This window comes from Ruegeria sp. CDSA241 (assembly GCF_059611265.1).
Map to the genome: position 1 here is coordinate 47,874 of NZ_JBXWPF010000026.1, position 10,132 is coordinate 58,005.

The window sequence follows — 10,132 nt, forward strand, 5'->3', positions numbered from 1 at the left end:
ACCGAAGATACAGGTGTGGATTCCGGTTCGGTGCGGGATCGTATCACAAACCCTTCTGCCCGAGTCGGTACCAAATACCGATTGCGGCCCTAACGGACATCTTGACAAGTGCTTGCCAGGCAACTGTTTGGCAGAATCGGAAACTCACGGAGGGCACTGCCCCAAATCTCACCATGACCGGTATGCTAAACTCGCTGTTGTTCATTTATTGATGACGCTACCGTAAGTGGCTGTATCTATTGCGATGCGTCGTGATCCTACCACAGGCGATAGACGACGCGGGGCATATCTTGGTAACGCAATTTTATTGGATCAGCTCTTTCACCTTTCAGGCGGTTCGTCGATCTGCGAAACAAATGATAGCAAAGCTCAGAAGGCCCGGTTTCTGGCGCGAAAACCTGACAACACAATGCAACCCGATTTTCTGACGTTGGCGAAAAGAACAATCTAACAACTCGGTGTAAGAGCGGGCCGTGCGGAGTTGCTCCGATGTGCTGATCGCACCCTCGAGAAAAGCCGCCGCTGGCCTGTGAGTTTCCGAGAATTAGGAGTACGTGATCAGGGTAAACGCACCAGAATGTATCTGCGACCGGAAATTAGGGGCTCGGTGGCAACAGGAGAAGATAAATGAACGCAGATCTTTCGTTCATAGTCGGCTTCGTGCACTAATCTTGATTCAGTTTTTTTGGGGCGCATGGATTGAGGAATCGAACTGGCCCCCAATGTCTGCGGCTTGTTTTTACTTGTCGGCTATCGTTCGGGCGGCGTTCTTCGCTTCAGCAAATCATGTATCCGGTCCTGTGAACCGTCTTGATCTTGACATGTGATTTCCTTAGGTGGCGCCGCAAGCGGTTTATCAGAACGTCGACGGTGCGGTCGCCCGGGGTCCACTCCCGACCACTTGCGGCGCGGGAGAGTTGGTCCCTGGTTTGCACTTCACCTGCGTTTGCCAAGAGGGCCTGAAGCAATCTCGATTCCGCCGGTGCAATAAATGGCAGGTTGGCCGCCGATGTCCAATTGTCGTGATCGCGGATTAAAAACAAGGTTTGCGATTTCGAAAACGTCGTTGTCTGCGTCGGGCTCTGCGCGGGTGTGTAACAGTTGCCGTATCCGGCTGGTAAGTTCGAGTGGATTGAAGGGTTTCGTCACATACTCCGCCGCGCCGAGACCAATGCCCAATAGCTTGTCTCTTACGTCATCCATCGCGCTTAGGATGATTACGGGGCAGTTGTTGCTGTCTCTGATGCTTTGTATCAATAGCAACCCGTCGCTGTCAGGTAGCCTCCGATCCAATACGACCAGCCCCAGAACAGCGCAACTGCCCGCAAGTCGATGGGCGGTTACGGCCAGTTCTGCCTCTTTCGGTGCAGCACGTAGATCGTGAAATTCGGTCCGAAGTGTGTCCCAGGCGGATTCGAATGTCGCGATCATCGCCAAGACAGTTTCTGGCGCCAGTCCTTATAGCCCTTCGAAATGAGCGCACGTTTTATCGGTCTTTGGCTGAAGCGGGTTAGCCGAACCAAAAATCGCCGACGCCAGTCCGACCTGACCTGCGGGCTTGGCAAGCACCTGATCAAAGTCCTTCGCCCCATCCGCCAGCGCTTCGACATTCGCGGTCAACGCCGGGAACTTTGCCAACGCCGGTTGATCGGGCTTCAGCGCTCTCACAAGGCAGGGACCCTCCCCATCCGGCAGCAGGTAGTCCACGACAAAGACATCGAATTTGGCCGCCGCAGCGAAGGCAACAGCCTCTTCTACCGATGCAGCCCGAGTGACAACGAGGCCAAGGTGTTCAAGCTGGTGTGTGGTTACGATTGATCCGACCGGGTCGTCATCGACAAGAAGGCAAAGGCGCGCTAGCCCTCCTCGCGGCGTTGGATCGTTTGCGTCTAGCACGGCAATCTGGGATTCGGCAGCGACTGGCTCCAGTGGAATTTCGAACCAGACCGACGTGCCACGCGGCCGGTTTTCGTATCCGATGCGGCCGCCCATTGCTTCCACCAGATAGTGCGATATGGCCAACCCGAGCCCCGAGCCCCGAGCCGCCGCCGTCGGTGTCCCGAGCTACCGCTTTCTGATACGGTTGCACTAGCACTGCCGCTGCAGATTCCGGCATTCCCACACCGTGATCACGAACTTCGAACCGCAGTGCTTGCGCGTCATCTCCAATTTCAATGCAGGTCCTCTGGCACGAGAACGTTTTCGAATTGCGGCGGCAAGCACCACTCCGAGCTGACCATGTAGTCCTGCGGCAGGTTCAACCTGTCTGACGCCAGCACCTTGCAATTCAAATCTGCAGGAAACTCCAAAAAAGACGGCTACCCGATCGGAGAGTTTCATCTCATGCCGCCACGAACATATCTTTGTACTGGTCGCGCAGGATGTTCTTTTGAACCTTGCCCATGGTGTTGCGGGGAAGCTCATCCATCAGGATCAACTTCCGAGGGTGTTTGAACCGCGCGAGGCTGTTGCACACCGCGGCCTGCACCTGTTCAAGGTTGGGGGTCTCGCCCGGTGCCGCGACAATCACACCAAGAACCGTTTCTCCGAAGTCTGGGTGGGGTACGCCGATGACGGCGCTTTCAAGCACGCCGGGTTGGTCATCCAGCACCAGTTCAATCTCCTTGGGGTAGATATTGTAGCCGCCTGAGATGATCAGGTCCTTGTTTCGGCCTACGATCTGGACATAGCCCTCTTCATCGATCCGGCCCAGATCGCCGGTGATGAAAAAGCCGTTCTCGCGCAATTCCGCCGCGGTTTTTTCTGGCATTTGCCAATAGCCCTTGAATACGTTTGGTCCGCGAACCTCAATCTCTCCGATCTCGCCATGGGGCAGGGCATTACCATCAGAGTCGCAGATTTTCAGCTCAACTCCGGGCAGTGGGACGCCAACGGTGCCTGCGCGGCGCTCACCTTCATAGGGGTTTGACGTATTCATGTTAGTTTCAGTCATTCCGTAGCGTTCGAGTATGCGATGACCAGTTCTGTGTTCAAACTGCACATGCGTTTCCGCCAGCAAAGGCGCGGAACCGGAAACAAACAGGCGCATGTGTTCGGTCAGTTCCTTTGTGAACCGATGGTCATCCAACAGGCGTGTGTAGAAAGTGGGCACGCCCATCATCGTCGTGGCCTGAGGCATCCGACGGATAATCTCGTCCAGATCAAACTTGGGCATGAAAATGATGCTGCTGCCCGCAGCCAGTGACACATTGGTTGCCACAAACAGTCCGTGAGTGTGAAAGATCGGCAGCGCGTGCAGCAGCACATCGTCGGATGTGAAACGCCATTCATCGACGAGCGTTTCGGCATTCGACAACAGGTTGTTCTGGGTCAGCATCGCGCCTTTGGACCGACCCGTGGTGCCCGATGTGTAGAGGAACGCCGCCAAATCTTCACCGTCCCGATCGACAGTGCCGAAACCGACAGGCATTCCCGATGCCTTTCCCATCAGGCTGCCGCTGCCATCCGCGTTCAGGGTCTCTATGCGCGCGCTCAATTGCGCGCCAATGGGTACAAGGTTCTCTTCACTTTTGGCGTCACAGACAATCAGCGAGGCACCGCTGTTTTCAATAAAGTAGGTCAACTCATCGACGGTATAGGCGGTGTTCAAGGGTAGAAACACAAGGCCGGCCTGCGCGCAGGCGGCATAGAGGGCCAGCGCTTCGGGTGATTTTTCGATCTGCGCCGCAACCCGGTCGCCGGGTTTCAAGCCCAGTTGCGTTGTCAGATGCGCAATCTGCGCCGCGGTGCTTAAAAAGTCCCTATGCGTGATCACCGAACCGTCGAGCAGATGTAAAAAAGGCGTGTCTTTATCGGCATGAGCGCCGAACAAACCGTCATAGAGAGGATTGGCCATAGGGATTACCTTTCCTGTGTCGATGTGAGAGAGGCGGACGCGGCAAGCGATTTGACCTCGGTCGAGGCGATCACCTCGCGGGTATTGGCAAATTGTTCGTGGTTCTGCGCCACGCGGCTGAGGTCATAGAGATAGTTGACCATGGTGCCCCCGGACTGTGCCCGACCCTTGTCTGAGGTGTCTGCATCGGCATGAACCGCATGAACCAGCGCACCGTTGCCAAGATGGAACCGCGCCACCGGATCGAACGGCATGTTGCCCCGGCCCTTGGCGTTTAGCAGGTAATGCGCCGCCAGTGCCTTCATCTGATCGGGCTTTTCGATGTCCCATTCGATTTTTTCCTGCGTCAGCCACTGGCTCAGGCCAGGAACGGGAGACAGGGTGACAAAGGTCTTCAGCCCCGACAATTCCACCGCCAGATCCGAGGCCACCTGCTTGATCAGCGAGTTGCCGAACGAGATGCTGGCCAACCCGGCCTGACAATTCGAGATCGAGTAAAACACAGCCGTATCCGCCTGATCTTGCGGCAGCGGATCGCGGTCTTCGGCGAGCAGCGCCTGAACCGAGCCCGGGATGCCCTGGTTCAGCGCCACTTCGACAAAGATCAATGGCTCATCGGGCATTGCGGGGTGGAAGAAGGCGAAACAGCGCCGGTCGGCGGGCTCCAGCCTGCGGCGCAGGTCATCCCAGCTGTCGATGGCGTGGACTGCCTCATAAGCGATGATCTTTTCCAGAATATGCGCAGGGCTTTCCCAGTTGATCGGGCGCAGGACCAGAAAGCCGCGGTTGAACCAACTGGCAAACAGGTGGCGGAAATCCAGATCCAGCGCCTGCAGTTCTGGCTCCTTGCCACCCAGTCGCAGCAAATCGGCGCGCATCTGTACCAGTGCGCCGGTGGCTCCGGGCACCCGGTTCAACCGGCGGATCATTTCCTGCCGGGCAGGTTCCACCGCAACCGCAAAGCTGCGATAGGACGCTTTCGAGGGGTCGCGTTCGTATTCATCCAGCGACGACCGCACCGCCTCGGGGTCGATATTCATGGCCGAGGCGATATAGCGGAAGAACTCCAGTTTTTCCTCGTCACCCAAAGCGTCGAACCGGGTCAAGATTTCCTCGGCCAGCGCCAACCCCGAGGTCTCGCCCGCTGATCCAACAAGCGCATCGGCCAGTTCGGTCAGCGGGCGGCCATCGAGGGCCGCCGCGCCCGAGCGGTGATAGCGTCGCTCAAACACGGTGGACAGAAGATCCGCCAGCAGGGTCATACCGCTGCTCCCATCACCAAGTCAGGCAGCCATGTGGCCAGACCGGGGAACAGACACAGCAGGACAATCGCAATCACCATGCAGGCCACGAAGGGGAGAGAGCCTGTCAGGATGGTTTTCAGCGAGATGTCGGGCGCGATGCCGTTGATCACATAGAGGTTCAAACCGACAGGTGGTGAGATCAGGCCAATCTCCATATTGATGGTGAGTACAACCGCAAACCAGATCGGATCGAAGCCAGCGGTAGTGATGATCGGCAGCAGGATCGGTGCCGCCATCAGGATCACTGCCACGGGCGGCAGGAAGAACCCGGCGATCAGCAAGAACACGTTGACCGCACCCATCAGCACCCAGCGGTTCACATCCAGCGTACCGATCCATTCGGCAATCGCCTGTGTGATGAACAGAGAGCTGAGCATGTACGAGAACACACCGGCAGCAGCGATGATGAACAGGATCATCACGCTTTCCTTGGTGCTGTCGCGCAGAACGATCCAGATGTCCTTGGGGTTCCACAGTTTGTAAATGATCATTGCGATCAGTAGGCAGAGCAGGGCACCAACGGCAGCGGTTTCCGATGGTGTGGCAATACCGCCATACATAGCGTAAAGCACACCCAGAATGATGCCGAGGAAGGGCAGCACGCGCGGCAGAATCTCGAAACGTTCACGCCAGGTGTAGCTGCCAGACCCCAGAAGGGTAGCGTCGCCGGATTTCCAAGTTGAATAGAGCGACCAGGCCATGAACAAACCAACCAGCATCAGGCCCGGAATCACACCGGCCAGGAACAGACGGCCAATCGAGGTCTCGGTGGCGATACCGTAGACGATCATGGTGACCGACGGCGGGATCAGGATGCCCAGCGTACCGCCTGCGGCGATCGAACCAGCAGCAACGCCATCAGGATAACCGCGCTTACGCATCTCGGGGATGCCCATCTTGCCGATGGCGGCACAGGTGGCGGGCGACGAACCGGACATGGCTGCGAACAAAGCGCAGGCACCAAGATTCGAGACAACCAGACCGCCCGGAACACGGGTCAGCCAGCGCTCTAGCGCCTCATAAAGGTCGGCCCCTGCCCTGGTCGAGGCAATCGAGGCCCCCATGATGATGAACATCGGGATCGACAGAAGGGCAAAGTTATCCAGCTTTCCAAACAGAATCTCAGGCATCAGTTCCAGCGAACGCGGGCCGTCGAAGACAATCAGAAAACCGGCTGAAACAATCAGCAGACCGATGGCGACCGACACGCCCGAAAACAGAACAAGGATAGTGGCAATGGCGACAACGGCGCCGAGTAGGAGGGGATCCATCGGCTTTACTCCAGACCAAAGGGTTTATCGATGCCAAGCAGGACGGCGACGAGGTCGGCGATTAGCTGCAGTAGCAGCAGTCCAAAGCCGACCGGGATAGACAGGTAGGGGATCCAAAGTCGTACACCCCATACGGTGTCGGATTTCCAGCCACGCTCCCATGCAAAGTGCCAATACTCGTAGCCGTAGAACAGCATGACCGAGACGATGGCGATGGACAGAACCGACGTGAGGATCGCCATCAAAAAGCGGGGGCGCGGGGCCAGCGAAATCGGGATCAGGTCGACGTTCACATGCCCACGCAGGCGCTGCACATAAGGCAGACCGACCAGTGTCGCAGCGATGACAAGATAGATGACCGCTTCGGTTTGCCAGATGGTCGAGCCATTCAGGACAAAGCGCACGACGATCATTTGGCAGGTGATGGCGACGGCGGCAACGATCATAGCTGCGGAACACCATCCGGCCAGAGTTGAAAGTGCAGCGACAAGGCGAAGGAAGGGATTGTTCCCGGTATGGGAAGCAACGGCAGAGCTATGGCCAGCCATTTGCGTCTCCTGATGATTGAGATGCAATTAAGTCTGAAAATCAGAACTGAGATCAGTGCCGGGCGGCAGCGGGGCCGCCCGGGCGAGAAAGGGTCAGTCGACCGCCAGAGCCTTGTCCAGCAACTCCTGCCCGTCCGGCACTTCTTCTACGAACGCCTTATAGGATGTTTCCTGTGCCAGAGCGCGCCATGCTTCGAAGTCTTCCGCGGTCATTTCAGCGATCTCGACGCCCGCTTCGGCGAAGACTTTGGCTGAGTTTGCGTCCTGTTTCTTGGCTTCTTCAAGATAGTAGGTCTGTGCCTTTTCAGACGCGGCCAGCAATGCGGCCTGCTGATCTTCATTCAGCCCTTCAAAGGTGGATTTGTTCATCAGCAGTGGCTGGTACATGAACCACAACGCAACGTCGCCCGCTGGCGTGTAGCAGCTGACCTGTTCGTAGATGCGATAGCTGACGAACGACGATGACGAAGTGTTGGCGGCCTGCAATACACCAGTCTGCATTGCGTTGTAGATCTCCGATGACGCCATCGAGGCGATCGAGGCATCGGCCCCGGCCAGCATCTGCTCAAAGGATTTACCTGCTGCGCGGGTCTGCAAGCCTGCGATATCTTCGGGCTTGGTGATGCACTTGTCCTTTCCGGCAAAACCGCCGGCCAGATAGCCATGGACCAAAACCATCACATCATCCTCGGCCATCTTCTCTTCCAGCGCCTCCATAAAGGGAGACTCGGAGAGACGCGCTGCGTGATCGTGGTTTTTCACCAGACCGGGCATCAAAGTCAGGTTATAGGCGGGCTGCTGACCACCGGCATAACTGAGCGGCAGAACGGTCATGTCCAGCTGACCTCGGCTGAGCGGCTTGTATTGCTCGCGCGGTTTGAATAGCGATTTTGAGCCGAAAATCTTAATCTCAAGATCAACATCGGCGGCGGCAACCTCATCGGCCACGATCTGGGCGACCTGGTGACGGATGTCCTTGTTGGACCACTGGTGCGACAGGCGCAGCTCTTTTGCGGATACAAGTGTGCCAGCAGATACAAGCGCTGCGACAGCAACGGCTGTCTTAAAAATGGTTTTCATTATTTCCTCCCTGGTTCGACCCGGCGCACCGGGGTCAGGGTATGCTTAAGCCGGTTCTGTTTTTTAGTCAACTTTTTTGTATACAAGACCAATGCTCTTGAATTTTTTTCAAATTGAGTCCTATACATAATCCTATGGACTTACGACTTGCCGATAATATCGCCCAGGAACTGGAAGAGTTGATCTTTGACGGTACATTCTCTAACGGCGACCGTCTGGATGAGGTCAAACTGGCCGAACAGTTTGGAGTCTCAAGAACGCCGCTTAGGGAAGCATTTCAACGACTTGCGCTGTCAGGCCTAGTCGACCTTATCCCGCGCCGTGGTGCTTTTGTGCGACAGCCGGGTCCGGTAGAACTGATGGAGATGTTCGAGGTCATGGCCGAACTCGAAGCTGTATGCGGCCGACTTGCCGCTATGCGCATTTCCGAAGAGGCCTTGAAAGATCTGACGGACGCCAATGCGAGATGTCAGCAGGCCGTCGATGACGGTGATCCAGATACGTACTACCTCGAAAATGAACGGTTTCATCGAATTATCTATAAGCAATCCGGGAATTCGTTTCTGGAACAAGAGGCCTCCAAGCTGCATCGGCGCCTCAAACCTTTCCGACGGCAACAGCTTCGATTTCGTGGCCGTATGGCGCAGTCTATGTCCGAACATCAGGACATCGTTCATGCTCTTGAGGAAGGCTTGGCGGACGATACTGCCAACGCCCTTCGTTCCCACGTCGCCGTGCAAGGCGAGAAGTTCCACAACCTGATGGCATCGCTCAAAAACACAACGGATCGGTAAAGAAACATTTGAGATTCAGTACTGTTCGACTATCAAAAAAAGGTAGCTGACTTATGAGAACTGCCGGCCGATCGTACGTCCAATGGACGCGTTGGGTTCAGGACAATAGGCGCAGCAGAATATGCGCATCGTGGTTTTGACCACTATAGAAGATGGCGAGTACGCGTACGATCAGTTCGTCATCGTCGACTTCGAAATAGATGATCGTTTTGTTCTTGGTTACGTTCCGAATGCTATTGCCGAGATGTGGTCTAAGGGTGCCTTGATGTGGAACGTTCGCCAGGCTTTCGAGGCTCTCCTGAATCTCTATGACGCGCTTCTCAGCGCGCAGAAAAGCGGTTTCCAGATCTTCACCAAAGTGCTCAGCGGTTTCAACAAGATAGTCAAATATGAGATCGAGATCTGAGGTGACTTCTTCGGCGCGAACGACTTTATAGACCACGCGCAGCCCGCTTGCGTGCGATCATGTCTTCGGTGCGCTCTTTGCCTTCTTCGAGAGTAATGAAGGTTCCGTTTCGACGCTGATCCAGCAGTTCTCGCAGTGCATCAGTGTTTTGCGATTGCTCACGCATCAGTTCAAGCCCATGCTGAAGCACGGCAGACAGGCTAGCGTAATGACCCTGGGCGACAAGATTCCGCGCGTAGGCGTCTTGTGACTCAGTCAGGGATATTGATGCTTTAACGCTCATATCATGCCTCATGTATACTACTGAGTAGTATAAGCTGCTGCAAACAACAGTCAATATTGGGCGCGAACGAACGTGTTTTATTGCCATTACTATCCAGAAACAAACTTCCCTGCATATCCCTCTATATCGTATTGGCACGCCAACGCCGTTCAAAGGAATCTGATCCCCGCGCATTGATATCGGTTGAGCCCAAGTTCTTCGGTTCGAGGATGAGCTTTTGTCCAGCACCCTATCGGGGCAATGCTATCTGACCCAGTCTCGCTTACGTTTTGGGTGCGGGCACCCCGCTAGAGCCGTTTGAAAGATATTCCGTTGAAGGTGAACAACAAACGATTGTCCTGACCGTAGAAGTCGAGCCGCGTCTTGACAACGAAGTCGTCTTCCTGCGCAAGGGTAACAGCTTTTCTTACCCTTCGATGATCGCACACCGGCTTCACAATTAAATAAACAAAGAGGCCTCGATGGTCTGGGGATACTGCCGGTACGTATCATCTGGTAAGGCCAAGCGCATGTTTGTGAACTCATGCTGAAGCGCAATTTCTGATTTGTTCTTTTACGTCAGCCGGTTCTGGATTTCCATCAGATTGCTT

General features: G+C 55.7%; 11 protein-coding genes and 1 pseudogene. 1 reads left to right on the forward strand and 11 read right to left on the reverse strand.

Annotated elements, in window-relative coordinates:
* Window positions 1-776: 776 nt before the first annotated feature.
* The 9 genes and pseudogenes from AC2FJV_RS18975 to dctP all read right to left on the reverse strand — a co-directional run bounded on the left by AC2FJV_RS18975 (window position 777) and on the right by dctP (window position 8,059).
* Window positions 777-935: a winged helix-turn-helix domain-containing protein gene (locus AC2FJV_RS18975; protein ID WP_496714357.1), complete on the reverse strand. Its 159-nt coding sequence runs from the start codon at window positions 933-935 to the stop codon at window positions 777-779.
* A gap of 1 nt (window position 936) precedes the next feature.
* Window positions 937-1,431, reverse strand: a complete 495-nt coding sequence (locus tag AC2FJV_RS18980; protein WP_496714358.1) for a response regulator transcription factor — start codon at window positions 1,429-1,431, stop codon at window positions 937-939.
* 27 nt (window positions 1,432-1,458) lie between these two features.
* Complete coding sequence (locus AC2FJV_RS18985; RefSeq protein ID WP_496714371.1) at window positions 1,459-2,001, reverse strand: response regulator; 543 nt, start codon at window positions 1,999-2,001, stop codon at window positions 1,459-1,461.
* Between the two features lie 79 nt (window positions 2,002-2,080).
* Window positions 2,081-2,176: pseudogene (locus tag AC2FJV_RS18990) on the reverse strand (hypothetical protein); the annotation flags it as partial.
* A 165-nt stretch (window positions 2,177-2,341) separates the two neighbouring features.
* Window positions 2,342-3,856, reverse strand: coding sequence for a malonate--CoA ligase (locus AC2FJV_RS18995; RefSeq protein WP_496714360.1), 1,515 nt, complete (start codon window positions 3,854-3,856; stop codon window positions 2,342-2,344).
* A gap of 5 nt (window positions 3,857-3,861) precedes the next feature.
* Window positions 3,862-5,118 carry a malonyl-CoA decarboxylase gene (locus AC2FJV_RS19000; RefSeq protein ID WP_496714362.1) on the reverse strand — a complete coding sequence of 419 codons (1,257 nt, stop codon included), beginning with the start codon at window positions 5,116-5,118 and terminating at the stop codon, window positions 3,862-3,864.
* Window positions 5,115-6,431 (reverse strand): TRAP transporter large permease, encoded by a 1,317-nt coding sequence (locus AC2FJV_RS19005; RefSeq protein ID WP_496714364.1) that lies wholly within the window; start codon window positions 6,429-6,431, stop codon window positions 5,115-5,117. The genes AC2FJV_RS19000 and AC2FJV_RS19005 overlap by 4 nt, the downstream gene beginning before the upstream one ends.
* A gap of 5 nt (window positions 6,432-6,436) precedes the next feature.
* A complete protein-coding gene (locus AC2FJV_RS19010; protein WP_496714365.1) occupies window positions 6,437-6,979 on the reverse strand; it encodes a TRAP transporter small permease in 543 nt (180 codons plus the stop codon).
* Window positions 6,980-7,072: 93 nt separating this feature from the next.
* Entirely contained in the window at window positions 7,073-8,059 is a 987-nt protein-coding gene (gene dctP, locus AC2FJV_RS19015; protein ID WP_496714367.1) for a TRAP transporter substrate-binding protein DctP, read from the reverse strand.
* A 134-nt stretch (window positions 8,060-8,193) separates the two neighbouring features.
* On the opposite strand from dctP, the gene AC2FJV_RS19020 reads away from it, so the two are divergent.
* Complete coding sequence (locus AC2FJV_RS19020; protein WP_496714368.1) at window positions 8,194-8,853, forward strand: GntR family transcriptional regulator; 660 nt, start codon at window positions 8,194-8,196, stop codon at window positions 8,851-8,853.
* 97 nt (window positions 8,854-8,950) lie between these two features.
* On the opposite strand, the gene AC2FJV_RS19025 is transcribed toward AC2FJV_RS19020, so the two are convergent.
* Both AC2FJV_RS19025 and AC2FJV_RS19030 read right to left on the reverse strand, forming a co-directional pair.
* The gene (locus AC2FJV_RS19025) at window positions 8,951-9,295 is read right to left on the reverse strand and encodes a type II toxin-antitoxin system RelE/ParE family toxin (protein ID WP_496714369.1); all 345 of its coding nucleotides are present in this window, start codon (window positions 9,293-9,295) and stop codon (window positions 8,951-8,953) included.
* Window positions 9,285-9,542: a type II toxin-antitoxin system ParD family antitoxin gene (locus tag AC2FJV_RS19030; RefSeq protein ID WP_170740594.1), complete on the reverse strand. Its 258-nt coding sequence runs from the start codon at window positions 9,540-9,542 to the stop codon at window positions 9,285-9,287. Before AC2FJV_RS19030 ends, AC2FJV_RS19025 begins: the two co-directional genes overlap by 11 nt.
* Window positions 9,543-10,132 lie beyond the last annotated feature (590 nt).

Bases quoted from the DNA above. Each gene is read 5' to 3' on its own strand.
- AC2FJV_RS19000 (WP_496714362.1), bottom strand. From the start codon at position 5,118: ATGACCCTGCTGGCGGATCTTCTGTCCACCGTGTTTGAGCGACGCTAT.
- AC2FJV_RS19020 (WP_496714368.1), top strand. From the start codon at position 8,194: ATGGACTTACGACTTGCCGATAATATCGCCCAGGAACTGGAAGAGTTG.
- dctP (WP_496714367.1), bottom strand. From the start codon at position 8,059: ATGAAAACCATTTTTAAGACAGCCGTTGCTGTCGCAGCGCTTGTATCT.
- AC2FJV_RS19030 (WP_170740594.1), bottom strand. From the start codon at position 9,542: ATGAGCGTTAAAGCATCAATATCCCTGACTGAGTCACAAGACGCCTAC.
- AC2FJV_RS18980 (WP_496714358.1), bottom strand. From the start codon at position 1,431: ATGATCGCGACATTCGAATCCGCCTGGGACACACTTCGGACCGAATTT.
- AC2FJV_RS19010 (WP_496714365.1), bottom strand. From the start codon at position 6,979: ATGGCTGGCCATAGCTCTGCCGTTGCTTCCCATACCGGGAACAATCCC.
- AC2FJV_RS19005 (WP_496714364.1), bottom strand. From the start codon at position 6,431: ATGGATCCCCTCCTACTCGGCGCCGTTGTCGCCATTGCCACTATCCTT.
- AC2FJV_RS18995 (WP_496714360.1), bottom strand. From the start codon at position 3,856: ATGGCCAATCCTCTCTATGACGGTTTGTTCGGCGCTCATGCCGATAAA.